Source organism: Streptomyces sp. NPDC046215, assembly GCF_040646215.1.
Taxonomy (GTDB): domain Bacteria; phylum Actinomycetota; class Actinomycetes; order Streptomycetales; family Streptomycetaceae; genus Streptomyces; species Streptomyces stramineus.
Genome location: NZ_JBEYZW010000028.1, coordinates 13,591 through 30,285 on the forward strand (window position 1 = coordinate 13,591; position 16,695 = coordinate 30,285).

Genomic DNA, 16,695 nt, shown 5'->3' on the forward strand with positions numbered 1-16,695 from the left:
TCCCCCTGTCGATCCAGGGGCCGGCCGCCCTGCGGCGCTCAGGCGGCCTCGGGGAAGTGACAGGCCACCTCGCGCGCCTCGCCGGGCGTCGCGATCCGCAGCAGCGGCGCCTCGGTGCGGCAGACCTCCCGCGCCTTGGGGCAGCGGGGGTGGAAGGCGCAGCCGGGCGGGGGCGCCGCCGGGCTCGGGGGGTCGCCGGGCAGGGTGATCCGCTGCCGCGTCCGCTCGGCGACCGGGTCCGGCAGCGGGACGGCGGAGAGCAGGGCGCGTGTGTACGGATGGGCCGGGGCCGCGTACACCCGCTCCTTCGCCCCGACTTCGACGATCCTCCCCAGGTACATCACGGCCACCCGGTCGCACACCCGTTTCACCACCGACAGGTCGTGGGCGATGAAGAGGTAGGCGAGGCCGAGTTCCCGTTGCAGCCGTTCCATCAGGTTGACGATCTGGGCCCGCACGGAGACGTCGAGGGCCGAGACGGGTTCGTCGGCGACGATCAGGCGGGGCCCGGTGGCGAGGGAGCGGGCGATGCCGATGCGCTGTGCCTGTCCGCCGGAGAACTCGTGCGGGTAGCGGTCGGCGTGCTCGGGGATGAGGCCGACGAGCTCCATCAGCTCGGCCGCCCGCTCGCGCGCCTGCGCCGCCGGACCGCCCCGGGCCAGCAGGGGGTCGGCGATGATCCGGGCCACCGTACGGCGGGGGTTGAGGGAGGAGTGCGGGTCCTGGAAGACCATCTGCAGCTCCCGGCGGAGCGGCTTGAGCGCCCGCTGCCCGAGGCGGCTGATGTCCCGGCCGCCGTAGGTGATCGTTCCGGCGGTCGGCTCCAGGAGCCGCACGATCATGCGGCCGGTGGTGGACTTCCCGCAGCCGGACTCGCCGACCAGTCCCAGGGTCTCGCCGGGCGCCACGTCGAAGGAGACGCCGTCGACGGCCCGGACCGGCGCCGCACGGCCCCGCTTGCCCCGGAAGGTCATGGAAAGGTCCCGGACCGAGAGCAGGGGCCGGGCGGTCGCGGTCATCGGGCGCCTCCGTGGGCGGGGGTGTGCAGGGGAAGGTGGCAGGCGACCAGGCGGCCTTGTGCGGCCTCCGGTTCGGGCCTGGTGTCCGCGCAGCGCGCCCGGTCGGCCGGGGGTGCGGCCGCGGCCCGGGGGCAGCGCGGCGCGAAGGCGCAGCCCGGGGCGGGGGTGAGCAGGGAGGGCGGGCTGCCGGGGATCGCCCGCAGGGGCGCGTCGTCGGCGTCGTCGAGGCGGGGCAGGGAGTCGAGCAGGACCCGGGTGTAGGGGTGGGCGGGCCGGGCGAACAGGGTTTCCACCGGCGCCTGTTCGGCGGCCCGGCCGCCGTACATCACGAGCACGTCCTGGGCGACGCGGGCGACGACGCCCAGGTCGTGCGTGATCATGACGACGGCGAGCCCGCGCTCCTCCTGGAGCCGGGCGATCAGTTCCAGGATCTGCGCCTGGACGGTGACGTCGAGGGCGGTGGTCGGCTCGTCGGCGATGAGCAGGTCGGGTTCGCAGGCGAGCGCCATGGCGATCATCACCCGCTGGCGCATGCCGCCGGAGAACTGGTGCGGGTACTCCCCCGCCCGGCGGGCGGGCTCGGGGATGCCGACCTCGCCGAGCAGCTCGACGGCGCGGCTGCGGGCGGCCGCGCGGCGGGAGCCGAAGTGGACGCGGTGGTGTTCGGCGATCTGCTCGCCGGCGGTGTAGGAGGGGTGGAGGCTGGAGAGCGGGTCCTGGAAGATCATCGCCATCCGGCGGCCGCGCAGCCGGCGCAGTTCGCGTTCGGGGAGGCCCACGAGTTCCCGGCCGTCGAGGACGACGGAGCCGGTGACCTCGGCGCCGGTGTGCAGGCCCATGACGGCCAGGGAGGTGACGGACTTGCCGGAGCCGGACTCGCCGACGATGCCCAGGGTCCGGCCGCGGCGCACCGTCAGGGCGAGGGAGTCCACGGCCCGTACGGGGCCGTGCGGTGTGCGGAAGGTGACGGTGAGGTCCCGCACGGAGAGCAGGGGCGCGTCGGCCATCAGTACCTCACTCGTGGGTCGACGACGGCGTAGAGCAGGTCGACGGCCAGGTTGGCGGCGACGATGAAGGCGGCGGCGAGCAGGGTGACGCCGAGGATGACCGGCTGGTCGCCGGTGGACAGCGCGCCGTAGAAGAGCCGGCCGACGCCGGGCAGTCCGAAGATGGACTCGGTGATGACCGCGCCGGCGAGCAGTCCGCCGAGGTCCATGCCGAAGAGGGTGAGGACCGGGGTCATACCGGCCCGCAGGCCGTGTTTGACGACGACGGTACGGCGCGGCAGGCCCTTGGCGCGGGCGGTGCGGATGTAGGGCTCCGCCATGGTCTCGATCATCGAGCCGCGGCTCTGGCGGGCGTACATGGCGGCGTACAGCACGGCCAGTGCCAGCCAGGGCAGGAGCAGGTTGGACGCCCAGTCCAGGGGGTCGTGTCCGAAGGGGACGTAACTCGGGTAGGGCAGCAGTCCGGCGACCCGGATGAGTCCGTAGATCAGCATCATCGAGGTGAAGTAGACGGGCAGGGAGGCGGCGGCGACGGCGCCGACCATCAGGGCGCGGTCGGTGAGGGTGTCCTTGCGCAGGGCCGCGGTGATGCCGGCGCCGAGGCCGAGCAGCAGCCAGAGCACGGCGGCGCCCAGGGCGAGGGACGCCGAGACCGGCATGCGGTCCATGAGCAGGTCCCAGACGGCCTCGGAGCTCTCGTAGGAGTAGCCGAGGCAGGGGAACTCGCAGCGCAGGGCGTACGAGCCGCTGCCCATGGTGCGGCCGGTGAAGATGCCGGTGACGAAGTCCGCGAACTGCCGCCACAGCGGCTGGTCGAGGCCCATGTGGGCGCGGATCGCGGTCAGCCGCTGCGCGCTGCACGACTTGCCGCAGGCGGCGGCCGCGGGGTCGGAGGGCAGGACGTAGAAGATGGTGAAGGTGACGGCGGCGACGGCGAGGAGCACCCCGGTGACGGCGAGGAGCCGGCGGCCGATGTAGAGGATCATGTGCGGCCGCTCCTGGGGTCGAGGACGTCGCGCAGCGCGTCGCCGAGCAGGGTGAAGGCGAGGACGGTCAGGAACAGGCAGGTGCTCGGGATGACGAAGTACAGCGGGTCGGTGTCGTAGAAGGCGACGCTCTCAGCGATCATCTGCCCCCAGGAGGGGGTGGGGGGCCGGACGCCGACGCCCAGGTAGCTCAGGGCCGCCTCGGTGGAGATCATGCCGGGGACGATGAGGGTGGTGTACGCGAGGACGGGCCCGAGGACGCCGGGGAGGATGTCGCGCGTGAGGATGCGCCAGGGTCCGGAGCCGCCCACGCGGGCGGCGTCGACGTACTCGCGGTGGGTGAGCGAGAGGGTCTGGCCGCGGACGACGCGGGCGATGCCGGGCCAGCCGAACAGGCCGATGACGGCGGTCATCAGCAGGATGCGGTTGACGTCCTTCGCCACCGACATCATCGCGATCATGAAGATGAGGGACGGGAAGGACATGGTGAGGTCCATCAGGCGGGAGAGGACGGCGTCGGTGCGGCCGCCGAAGTAGCCCGCGGCGATGCCCGCGGCCGTGCCGGCGGCGACGACGATCGCGGTGGCGGTCAGGGCGATGAAAAGCGATACCCGGGCGCCGTGGACGATGCGGGCGAAGAGGTCGCGTCCGGTGACGGGTTCCACGCCGAGCCAGTGGTCGGCGGAGATCCCGCCGAGCGGGCCGAGGGGCTGCCCGCCGAGGTAGGGGTCGACGGCGGTCCGGTCGAACTCCTCCGGTGCCCAGCCGCCGAGCGAGCTCAGCAGGGGGGCGCCCGCCGCCATGAGCAGGAAGAGCGCGACGAGGAGGAGGGAGACCTTCACGGCAGGGCGGCGGCGCAGTTCGGCGCGGGCGAGCCGCCAGGGGCCGCCGCTGCCCGGGGAGACGGCCGTGTGCGGGGTGGTCATGGCGCGCCGCCCTCAGCCCTGGCTCCGGGCGGGGTCGGCGAGGCCGACCGTGGCGTAGTCGAGCTGGCCGCCGAAGGAGGTGTGCCCGTGGGCGCCGGCGATGTTGGTGCCGAGGACCAGCGGCCACCGCCGGATCAGCACCGGCACGGCCGGGGCCTTGGTGAGGATCTCGCCGTCCAGCCGCTGCCAGGCCCGGCCGGCCTCTCCGGCGTCCGTCAGGGCGGCGATCTCGTCGATGCGCTTCATGGTCGTCTCGTCGCGGAAGAGCGAGTGGTTGCCGGAGTTGCCCTTCTCCTTGATGAAGCGGGCGTCGAAGACGAAGGGCAGGAAGGTGGAGCCGGAGGGGTAGTCGGGGCACCAGCCGGTGTAGACCAGGTCGGTGCGGTTCTTGGTGTCGCCGATGGTGGCGTAGAACGCGGACGGGTCGACCGTCTCCAGGGTGACCTTGATGCCGGCCTTCGCGAGGGACTGCTGGACGGCCTCGGCCCGGCCCTTGTCGCCGGAGGAGACCGTCATCCTGGTCGAGAGGCCGTCCGGCTTGCCCGCCTCCTTCAGCAGGCGTCCGGCCTTCGCGGCGTCGCCCGTGGCGGGGATCCGCAGGGTGTCCGGCTGGGTGCCGCCGAACAGCGCGGCCGGCATGTAGGCGGTCGACAGGTCGTTGAAGGCGGGGCCGCCGGAGGCGGTCAGGACGGCGTCCCGGTCGAGGGCGTACTGCACCGCCTGCCGCACCTTCACGTCGTCGAAGGGGGCGCGGCCGGTGTGCATCTGGACCATGTCGGTGCAGTTGGTGGACTCGGCCAGGAGCCGCTTGCGCACCTCGGCCCGGGGCAGCACCTTGGCAGCGCTCTCCGGCCGCAGGGCGCCCCAGGAGACGGCGGAGGCGTCGGCGCCCCGGCTCGCTATGAGCCGGTCGTCGATCTGGTTGGCCTTGAGCCCCATGACGACGACCAGCTTGTCCGGATACGCCTTGCGGACATCGTCCGTCGCCGGGTCCCACCGGTCGTTGCGCACGAGGACGAGCTTCTTGCCCCGGTCGTAGGAGGCGATCTTGTAGGGGCCCGAGGAGAAGGGCCGGTTGTCGTACCGCGGGCCCGTGTCCCGGGCTCGCGGTACGGGTGCGAAGGTGGGCATCGCCGTGGCGTTGGGGAACTCCGCGAAGGGGGCGCGCAGCCGGAAGACGAGGGTGTGGTCGTCCGGGGTGCTGACGGAGTCCAGGTGCTTGCCCTGGGCGGGTCCCCGGTAGCCCTCCGCGCCGGCGAGGTAGCGGGCCGCGTAGTCGGCGCCGCCGGGGAGGTCGGGCGAGAAGGACCGCTCGACGTTGTACTTGACGTCCCGTGCGGTGACGGGTGAGCCGTCCTCGAACTTCACCCCCCGCTTGAGGTGGAACGTCCAGGTCCGGGCGCCGTCGGAGGGGGTGCCCAGGTCGGTGGCGAGGTCGGGCACCAGGTGGCCGCCCTGTTTCCCGGGGGCGGCCTTGTAGGTCACCAGGGTGCGGTAGAGCAGGCGGGTCCCGAAGTCCATGTCGTTCATGACCCAGTTGCGGGCGGGGTCGAGGTGGGTGAAGTCCTGGTTGGACAGCACCGTGAGCGTGCCGCCTCTCTCGGGGGTGCCGCCGATCACGGACCCCTCGGTGGCGGGCCTCCTGCCGCCGTCCCCGCCACCGCCTCCCTGTGCCCGCTGTCCGCCGGAACAGCCGGCCGCGCCGAGTGCGAGGGGCGCCGCGAGGAGGGCGGCGAGAGCGGTACGGGTGCGCTTGTTCATCAGTGGTCACTCCGTGAACGGTCGAACAGCCGGGCACTGACTGGAATGTGACCCGTAACATAGTAATGTGAAATTGCACTGACAAGCCGTCAGTCACGCCGTTATCCACCTGTGTCCGAGGAGGAACCCCATGAACGATCCGGCGGCCACCGGGATCCGCACGGTCAGCCACGACCTGCCCGTCTCACCGGAGTTCGAGACCTTCATGGCCGGCGGCTGGGCGCCGACCCCGCTGCCGGGCGACGCCCGGCTGTCCGTGGCCGATGCCACGGCCGCGCGCCGGGAACGGCTCTCCGCCCTCTTCCCCGGCGAGCGACTGATCGTGCCCGCCGGGGAGTTGCGGGTCCGCTCCAACGACATGGACCACCGCTTCCGCCCGCACAGTGCCTACGCCTGGCTGACCGGGCTGACCGGCGAGGACCAGGCCGGCCACGCGCTCGTCCTGGAGCCGGCCGGGCCGCACCGGCACGAGGCGGTGCTGTACGCGCGGCCGCGCTCCCCGCGCGACGGCACGGAGTTCTACCGCGACCGGCGCTACGGCGAGTTCTGGGTCGGCCGGCGCCCCGACCTCACCGAGGCCGAGCGCATGACCGGCATCCGCTGCGCCCACCTGGACGCCGCCGGCCAACTGCCGCCCGGGCGCGACGCGTCCCGCGACCCCGGGCTCGCCACCGCCCTGAGCGAACTGCGGCTGGTCAAGGACGCGTGGGAGATCGGACAGCTGCAACGGGCCGTGGACCACACCGCCGCCGGATTCGCCGACGTCGTCCGGGCCCTGCCGCGCGCCCTGGCGCACCCGCGCGGCGAGCGGTGGATCGAAGGCGTCTTCGGCCTGCGCGCCCGCGCGGAGGGCAACGGCACCGGCTACGAGACCATCGCCGCCTCGGGCGCCCACGCGTGCGTGCTGCACTGGATACGCAACGACGGACGGCTCGACCCGGGCGACCTGCTGCTCCTGGACGCCGGCGTGGAGACGGACACCCTCTACACCGCCGACATCACCCGCACCCTGCCGCTGTCCGGGCGCTTCTCGCCCGTCCAGCGACAGGTCTACGAACTCGTCCTCGCCGCCCAGGACGCGGGCATCGCCGCGCTCCGACCGGGGGCCCGCTTCCGCGACTTCCACCGGGCGGCCATGCGGGTGATCGCGGAGGGTCTCGCGGAGTGGGGTGTGCTGCGCAGCCCTGAGGGCGATCTCCACCGCCGCTACACCCTCTGCGGCAGCGGTCACATGCTCGGCCTCGACGTCCACGACTGCGCGCAGGCGCGGGCGGACGTCTACCTCGACGGGGTTCTGGAGGAGGGGCAGGTGCTGACCGTCGAACCCGGGCTCTACCTCCAGAGCGACGACGAGACGCTGCCGGCCGAGCTGCGTGGGATCGGGGTGCGCGTCGAGGACGACCTGGTGAACACCGCCGACGGGGCCCGGCTGATGTCCGGGGCGCTGCCGCGCACCCCGGACGCGATCGAGACGTGGATGGGCGAACTGCTGGAGAACTGAGCGGGGTTGTCCGGGGAGAACCCTTGGCAGCACCAGTGCAATGTGAAATATTACTGCGGTGCCCCTGAGGAACTCCCCGGACGTCATCGTCGTCGGAGCGGGCGTGATCGGCGCCGCCTGCGCCTATTACGCCGCCCGCGCCGGCCTGTCCGTCACCGTGATCGACCGTGGTCCCGTCGCGGGCGGGACCACCGGGGCCGGCGAGGGCAACCTGCTGGTCTCCGACAAGGCGCCCGGCCCCGAGCTCGATCTCGCCCTGCTCTCCACGCGCTTGTGGTCCGAGCTGGCCGAACGCCTTCCGCCGGGCATCGAGTTCGAGGCGAAGGGCGGCCTGGTCGTCGCCTCCGACGGCCCCCGCGCGGACGCGCTGCGCACCTTCGCGGCGGCGCAGGCAAAGGCGGGCGTCACGGCCGTCGACGTCCCGGCTCCCCTGCTGCGCGAGCTGGAGCCCCACCTCTCCCCCGGCCTCGCGGGCGGCTTCCACTACCCGCAGGACGCCCAGGTCCAGCCCGCCCTGGCCGCCGCCCACCTGCTGCGCGCCTCGGGCGCCCGGCTCCGCACCGGCGAGGAGGTCACCGCGGTCCTCACCGGCCCGGGCGGCGCGGTGCGGGGCGTGCGGACCCCGGCCGGCGCGGTGCACGCGCCGTACGTGGTGAACGCGGCCGGCACCTGGGGCGGTGAACTGGCCCGGAGCGCGGGGGCGTTCCTGCCCGTCCTGCCGCGCCGGGGCTTCGTGCTCGTCACCGAACCGCTGCCGCGCGTGGTGCGGCACAAGGTGTACGCGGCCGACTACGTCGCCGACGTGGCCAGCGGCTCGGCGGCCTTGCAGACCTCCGCCGTGGTCGAGGGCACCCCGGCCGGGCCGGTGCTGATCGGCGCCAGCCGGGAGCGGGTCGGCTTCGACCGCGCCCTGTCACCGACGGCGCTCCGCCGCCTCGCGGCGGGCGCCACCGCCTTGTTCCCGGTGCTGGCCGGGGTTCGGGTGATGCGGACGTATACGGGGTTCCGCCCCTACCTGCCCGACCACCTGCCCGCGATCGGCGCCGACCCCCGGGTGCCCGGCCTGCTGCACGCCGGCGGCCACGAAGGCGCGGGCATCGGACTCGCCCCTGCCACGGGGCTGACCGTCGCCCGGCTGCTGACGGGCGGGGAACCCCCGCTCGACATCCGGCCGTTCCGCCCAGGACGCTTCGCACCCGCCACCTGAACACCCCGTGCCCCCGCACCCGAGAGGAGCCCCGCAGTGGCCCGTACCCCCACCGGCCTGGTCCGGGCGGAGCCCGGTCCGCCGTTCGAGATCACCTTCGACGGCCGTACGGTCACCGCCCTGCCCGGCCAGTCCCTCGCCGCCGCGCTGTGGGGGGCAGGCGTCCTCGCCTGGCGCACCACCCGCGACGGCGGCCGCCCGCGCGGGGTGTTCTGCGGCATCGGGCAGTGCTACGACTGCCTCGCCACCGTCAACGGGCAGCCCAACCGCAGGGCCTGCCTGGTGCCCGCCCGGCCCGGCGACGCGATCACCACCCAGGAGGGACACGGCCGTGCCGAGCTCGGTGTCTGAGCCCTACGACCTCGCGGTGATCGGCGCGGGCCCCGCCGGCCTCGCCGGCGCCGTCACCGCCGCCGGACTCGGCCTGTCCGTGGCCCTCCTGGACGCCTCCGGGCAGCCCGGCGGCCAGTTCTTCCGGCACCCCACCCCGGCCCTGCGCGCCCGGCGGCCGCAGGCCATGCACCACGGATGGCCCGCCTTCACGGAACTCCGCCGACGCCTGGAAGCCAGCAATGTCGTCCAGTTGACGGAGCATCACGTCTGGTCGCTGACCCGGGAGGCCGGCGGCCTGTGGAACGCGCACGCCCTCACCGGGCCCGACGGCGACGGTGACCGCCCGGTCCGCGTACGGGCCCGCGCGGTGCTCCTGGCCACCGGCGCCTACGAACGCCACCTGCCCTTCCCCGGCTGGACCCTGCCCGGCGTCGTGGGGGCCGGGGGCACCCAGGCGATGCTGAAGTCGGGGCTCGTCCTGCCCGGCAGGCGCGTCGTGGTCGCGGGCAGCGGGCCGCTGCTGCTCGCCGTCGCGTCCTCCCTGGCCGGCGCGGGCGCGGAGGTCCCGGCCGTCGTCGAAGCCTCCGGCTATCTCGGCTACGCCCGGCACCCCCGGGCCCTCGCCACCAACCCGGGCAAACTCCTCGAAGCCGCCGTCCACGGCGCGGCGCTGCTGCGCCACCGGGTCCCGCTGCGCACCCGCAGCGCGGTCACCGAGGCGCACGGCACCGACCGCGTGGAGGCCGTCACGGTCTCCCGCCTCGACCGGCACTGGCGGCCGGTCCCGGGCACCGGCCGCCGGATCGCCTGCGACGCGCTGGCCGTGGGACACGGGCTGATCCCGCAGATCGAGCTCGCCACCGGCCTCGGCTGTGCCACCCGGCGCACCCCCGACGGAACGTACGCCCTCGTCCTGGACGGCCACCAGGAGACCTCGGTCCCGGGCCTGTGGGCCGCCGGGGAGACGGGCGGCGTCGGCGGCCGGCAGCGGGCCCGCGCCGAGGGCGAGGTGGCGGGCATCGCCGTGGCCGCCCGGCTGCGGGGCGAGCCGGCGCTCCTTGCCGGCCGGCGCCCGCGGGAACTGCGCCGCCGCCGCGACCGCATGCGGGCCTTCGCCGACGCGATGGCCGCGGCGCACTCCCCAGGCCCCGGCTGGAGCGACTGGCTCGCCGACGACACGGACGTCTGCCGCTGCGAAGAGGTGACCGCCGGCCGTATCCGCGAGGCGGTCACCGACCTGGGCGCCCGCGACGCGCGCACCGTCAAGCTCCTCACCCGTGCGGGCATGGGCTGGTGCCAGGGCCGGACGTGCGGCCCGGCCGTGGCGTGCCTCGCCGGCCCGGGCCCGGCGGGCGGGCCCGCGCCCGCCGACCGCAGACCGCTCGCCGTGCCCGTCCCCCTCGGCGTGCTGGCCGCCCTGGACGAGCCCGGGCCGGCCGACGAGACCGCCGGCCGCCCGTGAACCTCACCCGCCGCACCTCACCTTGCTCAGAAGGGTTACCGGCATGACCGCCACCTCCTGGACCACCGCCCGCCCCTGGCGCGGCATCATGGTCGCCACCACGCTCCCGCTCCGCCCCGACCTCGGCGTCGACTACGACGCCTACGCCGAGCACGTGCGCTTCCTCCTCGCGCACGGCTGTGACGGCGTCGTCCCCAACGGCTCCCTCGGCGAGTACCAGACGCTCACCGACGAGGAGCGCGACCGGGTCGTCCGCACCGCCGTGGAGGCGGCGGGTGACGGCGCGCGGGTGATGCCCGGTGTCGCCGCGTACGGCAGCGCCGAGGCGCGCCGCTGGGCCGACCGGGCCGCCGAGGCCGGCTGCGGCTCCGTCCTGCTGCTGCCGCCGAACACCTACCGCGCCGACGAGCACGCCGTGCGCGCCCACTACGCCGAGGTCGCCGCGGCGGGGGTGCCGGTCGTGGCCTACAACAACCCCTTCGACACCAAGGTCGATCTGGTCCCCGCCCTCCTGGCCCACCTGCACGGTGACGGCAGCATCGTGGCGGTCAAGGAGTTCAGCGGCGACGTCCGGCGCGCCTACGAGATCGCCGAACTCGCCCCGGAACTGGACCTGCTCGTCGGCGCCGACGACGTCCTGCTGGAGCTCGCCACCGCCGGCGCCGTCGGCTGGATCGCCGGCTTCCCCAACGCCTTCCCCGCCGCCTGCGCCGAGCTCTACCGCGCCGCCGTCGCCGGGGACCTGGAGACGGCCCTGCCCCTCTACAGGTCGCTGCACCCGCTGCTGCGCTGGGACTCCAGGACCGAGTTCGTCCAGGCGATCAAGCTCACCATGGACCTCGCCGGCCGCCACGGCGGACCCACCCGCCCGCCGCGCTCCCCCCTCACCGGGGAGGCCGGGGACCGGGTGCGCGCCGCGGCCGGGAAGGCCGTCGCCGACGGCCACCGCTGACCACAGAAGGCACCCGCCGAAAGGACGTCCGTGCGTACCCGTCACGTCTTCCACGCCGTCGACTCGCACACCGAGGGCATGCCCACCCGCGTCGTCACCGGCGGCGTCGGGGTGATACCCGGCACCACCATGGCCGAGCGCCGGGCGCACTTCGCCGAGCACCTGGACCACCTCCGGACGCTCCTGATGTACGAGCCGCGCGGTCACGCCGCGATGAGCGGCGCGATCCTCCAGCCCCCCACCCGGCCCGACGCCGACTTCGGGGTCCTCTACATCGAGGTGTCCGGGCTGCTGCCCATGTGCGGGCACGGCACCATCGGGGTCGCCACCGTGCTCGTCGAGACCGGCATGGTAGCGGTCACCGAGCCCGTCACCACCGTGCGGCTGGACGCCCCGGCCGGGCTGGTCACGGTGGACGTCCGCGTCGAGGACGGCGCGGTGAAGTCCGCCACGCTCACCAACGTGCCCGCCTTCTGCGCGGGTCTGGACCGCACGGTGGACGTGCCCGGGTACGGGACGGTGACGTACGACCTCGCCTTCGGCGGCAACTTCTACGCCTTCGTCGAACTCGGGGCGCTGGGCCTGCCCTTCGACCGGGGCCGCAAGCACGATCTCCTGGCCGCCGGGCTCGCCGTCATGGACGCGGTCAACGCCTCGCCGGACCGGCCCGTCCACCCCGAACAAAGCGGGATCAACGGCCTCAAACACGTCTACCTGGCCGCGCCCGGCTCGGACGCGTACCGCTCGCGGCACGCCATGGCCATCCACCCGGGCTGGTTCGACCGCTCTCCCTGCGGCACCGGAACGTCCGCCCGGATGGCCCAGCTGCACGCCCGCGGTGCCCTGCCGCTCGGCCGTGACTTCGTCAACGAGTCGTTCATCGGAACGGAGTTCACCGGCCGGCTGGTGGCCGAGACGGTGGTCGGCGGGCTGCCGGCGGTCGTGCCGACCATCACCGGCCGCGCCTGGATCACCGGCACCGCCCAGTACTTCCTCGACCCGGACGACCCCTTCCCCGGAGGCTTCCTCCTGTGACCACCCCGAGCACGCCCCCGCCCTTCGCATCCCGCAACCCGGCCGACCCCTCCGACGTCCTCGCCGAATTCGCCCCGCCCGGCCCGGCCGCCATGACCGCCGCCGTCGAGCGGGCCCGCGCCGCCCGGCCCGGCTGGCTGCACGGCGGCGCGGCCGCCCGCTCCGCGGCCCTCGCCGCGGCCGCCGGGGCGATCGAGGCCGCCGCCGGCGAACTGGCCGCACTCGCCGTGCGGGAAGTGGGCAAGCCGATCACCGAGGCGCGCGCCGAGGTCGCCCGGACGGCCGCGATCTGGCGGTTCTACGCCCAGGCCCCCTACGCGCCCACGGGCGCCGTCCACGAGACGGCCGCCGGCCCCGGGCTGCTGCTGACCCGGCGGCGCCCGCACGGCGTCGCGGGCCTGATCACCCCCTGGAACTTCCCCTTCGCCATCCCGAGCTGGAAGGCCGCGCCCGCCCTGGCGGCCGGCAACACGGTCGTCCTCAAGCCCGCGCCCGAGGCCACGGCCTGTGCCCGGCGCCTGTCCGAGATCGTCCGGCGGGCGCTGCCGGAAGGGGTGTTCACGGACGTGCCCGGCGGGCCCGTCGAGGGCGGTGCCCTGCTCGCCGCCGCCGATGTCGTCTCCTTCACCGGCTCGACGGCCGTGGGCAACGCGGTCGTGGGGGCGGCGACCGCCCGGGGCATCCCGGTCCAGGCCGAGATGGGCGGGCTCAACGCGGCGATCGTCCTGCCCGACGCCGACGTCGAACGGGCCGCCGCCCACATCGCCGCGGCCGTCGCCGGCTACGCGGGGCAGAAGTGCACCGCCACCAGCCGGGTGATCGCCGTCGGCGCGGCCCTGGCACCCCTGCGCGAGGCCCTGGCCGAGGCGGTGCGCGCGCTCCGCGTCGGCGACCCGGCGGATCCGGCCACGGTGTGCGGGCCGCTCGTCTCCGCCCGGGCCCGCGACCGGTGCGCGGCGGCCCGCGACGGCGTCCCCGTCCTGGCCGCCGGCCCCGCCCCGGACGGGCCGGGCTGGTACGCCGCCCCGACGCTGGTCGAGAAGGTGCCGCCGGGCCACTGGCTGCTGCGGGAGGAGGCCTTCGGGCCGATCGCCGTCCTGCTGCCGGCCGAGGACCTGGCCGGCGCCGTTCGGATCAGCAACTCCGTCCCGTACGGGCTGGTCACGTCCGTCCACACCGCGGATCTGGGCGCGGCGCTGCACGGTCTCGACGGGCTCGACACGGGCATGGTGCGCGTCAACGCCCCGTCCACCGGCGTCGACTTCCACCTGCCCTTCGGCGGCGCCAAGGCGTCCGGGCACGGGCCGCGCGAACAGGGCTTCGCGGCAACGGAGTTCTTCACGTCGAGCCGGACCTACACCCTGACCCCCTAGTCGTAATGTGACATTGTACGCTGGTGGTCCAGTCCATCAGGGCGCGAAAGGGACACCATGGGGCACCTCAAGCAGCGCAACCTCATCACCGCCACCGAGCGGCTGCGCGACCAGGTCGCCCACGCCCTGCGGGCCGCCCTGATCTCCGGTGAACTGCGCCCCGGCGAGGTCTACTCGGCGCCGGGGCTCGCGGAGGACTTCGGCATCTCCGCGACCCCCGTGCGCGAGGCCATGCTCGATCTGGCCCGCGAGGGTCTGGTCGAGCCGGTCCGCAACAAGGGCTTCCGGGTGACGGAGGTCAACGAGCGCGATCTCGACCAGTTCACCGAGATCCGCACCCTGATCGAGGTGCCGATGACGGGCCGGATCACCCGCACCGCCGCCCGTGAGGACCTGGAGGCGCTCCGCCCGGTCGCCGAGGAGATCGTCCGCGCCGCGCGCGACCACGACCTCATCGGCTACCTGGAGGCCGACCGGCAGTTCCACCTGTCGCTGCTGGCCCTCTCCGGCAACGAGCGCCTCGTCGAGACCGTCAGCGACCTGCGCAAGCGCTCCCGCCTGTACGGGCTGACGGCCCTGGACGAGCGCGGCGAGCTGATCCACTCGGCCGAGGAGCACCTGGAGCTCCTGGATCTGATGCTGGCCGGTGACGCCGAGGGGTCCGAGAAGTGCATGGACCGGCACCTCGGCCATGTGCGCTCACTGTGGGCGAAGAGCGCGAACGGCGAACCGCCGGCCGCGGACCGGAAGGGGCGCACGGCGGCCGTCCGGCACTGAGGCCGTCCTGAACTCCGTGGTGACATGCGCCTGTTGGGCCCGGTGCCGTGCGAGGCGGCCTGGGGCTCCGAGGCCGATTCCCGGCCGGAGGTGAGCCGTTCGCCGAACGGGCGGTCCCCCGCTCCGCCCGTTCGGCGAACGCACCGGAGCCGCATCCTGCCCGACGGCGGGAAGGACAACCGGAGACCCCCTGAGTATATTGGCCGGGAGCCAGTCAACGCAGGAGTTAGCGCATGTCCCCGCGAAGCGCGTCGGTCAACGAGGAGTTGCGCCGCCGGTCCCGCGAGCGCCTCCTCCAGGCGACGGTCGAACTCGTGGGCGAGCGGGGGTACGAGGCGACGACGCTCGCGGACATCGCGGACCGGGCGGGCACGGCCCGCGGCCTGGTGTCGTACTACTTCCCCGGCAAACGGCAGCTGTTGCAGTCGGCGGTGCACCGGGTGATGCATCTGGAGCTCGCCGCGGGGCTGGAGCGCGACCCGCGCACCCAGGACGGGCGCGAGCGCCTGGCGCGGGCGATCGACGCGGTCCTGGGCCTGGCGCGCGACCGCCCGCTGCTGATGCGCACCCACATGGCAGGGATCCTCCAGGCCCAGGGCTTCGTCCAGTGCCCCGAACAGCAGCGGCTGGCCCACCTGCTGCGCGACACCGTGGCACGGTACGGCTCACCCGACCCGGACACCGATTATCCGCTGCTGCGGGCGCTCCTGATGGGCGCGGTGGTGGCGATCCTGCTGCCGGGCGCGCCGATGCCCCCCGAGCGGCTGCGGGCCGAGCTGTTCCACCGGTACGGGCTGTGCTGGGGGCTCGGCGTCCCGCCCGGCCCGGAGCCGCCGCCCGCGGGCACCTGAACCGGCCGGAACCGCCCCACGGCCCCCGCGCCTCTCCCGCATCCCGTCTCCCGGTGCGATCCTGGAGGCAACTGCGGGACGCCTGCGGGACCCCGCGGGACCCGTGCGGGAAGGGGTGCCCACCGTGCTTCGCGTCGCAGTCGTCGGATCCGGTCCGAGCGGGGTCTACACCGCCCAGGCCCTGGTGCAGCAGCGGGACGTCCCCGGAGTGACGGTCGACGTCCTGGACCGGCTGCCGTGCCCGTACGGCCTGGTGCGCTACGGGGTGGCGCCGGACCACGAGAAGATCAAGTCCCTGCAGAACAACCTGCGGGCGGCGCTGGAGCACCCGGCGGTCGCGTTCCTCGGCAACGTCCGGGTGGGCGAGGGACCGGGTGCGGTCACGCCCCGCGGGCTGCTGGATCTCTACCACGCGGTGGTCTACTGCGTCGGGGCGGCGACCGACCGGCGGCTCGGCGTCCCCGGCGAGGACCTGCCCGGCAGCTTCTCGGCCACGGAGTTCGTCTCCTGGTACAGCGCGCACCCCGACGCGGCCCCGGGCGGTTTCGTGCTCGCCGCGCGCTCCGCGGTCGTCATCGGGGTCGGCAATGTGGCGGTCGACGTGGCGCGCGTCCTGGCACGCGGGGCGGAGGAGCTGCGGCACACGGACGTGCCCGACGCCGCCCTGAGGGCACTCGCCGACAGCCGGGTGACCGACGTCCACATGGTGGGCCGGCGCGGGCCGTCCCAGGCGAAGTTCACCACGAAGGAGCTGCGCGAGCTGGGGTCGCTGCCGGGCGCCGAGGCGCTGGTGCGGGCCGGGGAGGCGGCGCTGGACCCGGCGTGGGCGGACCCGTCGGGGCTGCCGGCGGTCGGCCGGCGCAATGTGGAGGTCCTGCGCGGCTGGCCCGGTGAGCCGTCCCTGGCGCGGGCGCGCCGCGTGCGTCTGCGGTTCTTCCTGCGTCCCGTCGCGCTGCTGGGCGAGGAGGCGGTGCGGGCGGTGCGCTTCGAGCGGACCGTGCCGGACGGGCGGGGCGGTGTGGTCGGCACGGGGCGGTTCGAGGAGATCGAGGCGCAGCTGGTCCTGCGGTCGGTGGGCTACAGGGGGCTGGCGATCCCGGGGCTGCCGTTCGACGCGGAGCACGGGACGGTGCCGCACGCGGGCGGGCGGGTCCTGCGGGACGGGGCGGCGTCCCCCGGGGAGTACGTCGCCGGGTGGATCAAGCGCGGGCCGACGGGCGTGATCGGCACCAACCGTTCGTGCGCCAAGGAGACGGTGGCCGCCCTGCTCGCCGACGCCGAGGCCCTGGCGGCGCGGCGGCCCGCGCGGGACCCGCGCGCGGCGCTGCGGGCGGCGGGCCTGGAGCCGGTGGAGTGGCCGGGCTGGCTGGAGATCGAGGCGGCGGAGGCCGCCCTGGGGCAGCGGCTGGGGCGCGGGCGGGTGAAGATCCCGGACTGGGACGGCCTGCTGGCCGCGGCCCGCGCGCAGCGGTAGCGGACGCCCGCCGCCGCTCCCGCGGCGCGCG

15 protein-coding genes are annotated in these 16,695 nt (G+C 74.8%); 10 read left to right on the top strand and 5 right to left on the bottom strand.

Annotated elements, in window-relative coordinates; genetic code table 11:
• Nucleotides 1-38 precede the first annotated feature (38 nt).
• From ABZ951_RS14850 to ABZ951_RS14870, 5 genes are read right to left on the bottom strand one after another with little or no spacing between them, the layout of a single operon-like run.
• Nucleotides 39-1,019, bottom strand: coding sequence for an ABC transporter ATP-binding protein (locus ABZ951_RS14850; RefSeq protein ID WP_344097817.1), 981 nt, complete (start codon nt 1,017-1,019; stop codon nt 39-41).
• Nucleotides 1,016-2,026 carry an ABC transporter ATP-binding protein gene (locus ABZ951_RS14855; RefSeq protein ID WP_344097818.1) on the bottom strand — a complete coding sequence of 337 codons (1,011 nt, stop codon included), beginning with the start codon at nt 2,024-2,026 and terminating at the stop codon, nt 1,016-1,018. Before ABZ951_RS14855 ends, ABZ951_RS14850 begins: the two co-directional genes overlap by 4 nt.
• Nucleotides 2,026-3,012, bottom strand: coding sequence for an ABC transporter permease (locus ABZ951_RS14860; protein WP_344097819.1), 987 nt, complete (start codon nt 3,010-3,012; stop codon nt 2,026-2,028). Before ABZ951_RS14860 ends, ABZ951_RS14855 begins: the two co-directional genes overlap by 1 nt.
• A complete protein-coding gene (locus tag ABZ951_RS14865) occupies nt 3,009-3,938 on the bottom strand; it encodes an ABC transporter permease (protein WP_344097820.1) in 930 nt (309 codons plus the stop codon). Before ABZ951_RS14865 ends, ABZ951_RS14860 begins: the two co-directional genes overlap by 4 nt.
• Before the next feature lie 12 nt (nt 3,939-3,950).
• Entirely contained in the window at nt 3,951-5,699 is a 1,749-nt protein-coding gene (locus ABZ951_RS14870; RefSeq protein ID WP_344097821.1) for an ABC transporter substrate-binding protein, read from the bottom strand.
• Between the two features lie 130 nt (nt 5,700-5,829).
• On the opposite strand from ABZ951_RS14870, the gene ABZ951_RS14875 reads away from it, so the two are divergent.
• From ABZ951_RS14875 to ABZ951_RS14920, 10 genes are all read left to right on the top strand, one after another.
• Nucleotides 5,830-7,200 carry an aminopeptidase P family protein gene (locus ABZ951_RS14875; protein ID WP_344097822.1) on the top strand — a complete coding sequence of 457 codons (1,371 nt, stop codon included), beginning with the start codon at nt 5,830-5,832 and terminating at the stop codon, nt 7,198-7,200.
• Between the two features lie 58 nt (nt 7,201-7,258).
• The gene (locus tag ABZ951_RS14880) at nt 7,259-8,407 is read left to right on the top strand and encodes an FAD-binding oxidoreductase (RefSeq protein ID WP_344097824.1); all 1,149 of its coding nucleotides are present in this window, start codon (nt 7,259-7,261) and stop codon (nt 8,405-8,407) included.
• A gap of 36 nt (nt 8,408-8,443) precedes the next feature.
• Nucleotides 8,444-8,758: a (2Fe-2S)-binding protein gene (locus ABZ951_RS14885; protein WP_344097825.1), complete on the top strand. Its 315-nt coding sequence runs from the start codon at nt 8,444-8,446 to the stop codon at nt 8,756-8,758.
• The gene (locus ABZ951_RS14890) at nt 8,739-10,202 is read left to right on the top strand and encodes an NAD(P)/FAD-dependent oxidoreductase (RefSeq protein ID WP_361279966.1); all 1,464 of its coding nucleotides are present in this window, start codon (nt 8,739-8,741) and stop codon (nt 10,200-10,202) included. The genes ABZ951_RS14885 and ABZ951_RS14890 overlap by 20 nt, the downstream gene beginning before the upstream one ends.
• A 43-nt stretch (nt 10,203-10,245) precedes the next feature.
• The gene (locus tag ABZ951_RS14895; protein WP_344098201.1) at nt 10,246-11,154 is read left to right on the top strand and encodes a dihydrodipicolinate synthase family protein; all 909 of its coding nucleotides are present in this window, start codon (nt 10,246-10,248) and stop codon (nt 11,152-11,154) included.
• A 30-nt stretch (nt 11,155-11,184) separates the two neighbouring features.
• Nucleotides 11,185-12,189 carry a proline racemase family protein gene (locus ABZ951_RS14900; RefSeq protein ID WP_344098202.1) on the top strand — a complete coding sequence of 335 codons (1,005 nt, stop codon included), beginning with the start codon at nt 11,185-11,187 and terminating at the stop codon, nt 12,187-12,189.
• Nucleotides 12,186-13,562, top strand: a complete 1,377-nt coding sequence (locus ABZ951_RS14905) for an aldehyde dehydrogenase family protein (RefSeq protein WP_361279969.1) — start codon at nt 12,186-12,188, stop codon at nt 13,560-13,562. The genes ABZ951_RS14900 and ABZ951_RS14905 overlap by 4 nt, the downstream gene beginning before the upstream one ends.
• Before the next feature lie 57 nt (nt 13,563-13,619).
• Nucleotides 13,620-14,339 (top strand): GntR family transcriptional regulator, encoded by a 720-nt coding sequence (locus ABZ951_RS14910; protein ID WP_344095806.1) that lies wholly within the window; start codon nt 13,620-13,622, stop codon nt 14,337-14,339.
• A gap of 233 nt (nt 14,340-14,572) precedes the next feature.
• Nucleotides 14,573-15,190 (top strand): helix-turn-helix domain-containing protein, encoded by a 618-nt coding sequence (locus ABZ951_RS14915; RefSeq protein ID WP_344095808.1) that lies wholly within the window; start codon nt 14,573-14,575, stop codon nt 15,188-15,190.
• Between the two features lie 124 nt (nt 15,191-15,314).
• Nucleotides 15,315-16,664 carry an FAD-dependent oxidoreductase gene (locus ABZ951_RS14920; RefSeq protein ID WP_361279971.1) on the top strand — a complete coding sequence of 450 codons (1,350 nt, stop codon included), beginning with the start codon at nt 15,315-15,317 and terminating at the stop codon, nt 16,662-16,664.
• The last annotated feature ends 31 nt before the right edge of the window (nt 16,665-16,695 follow it).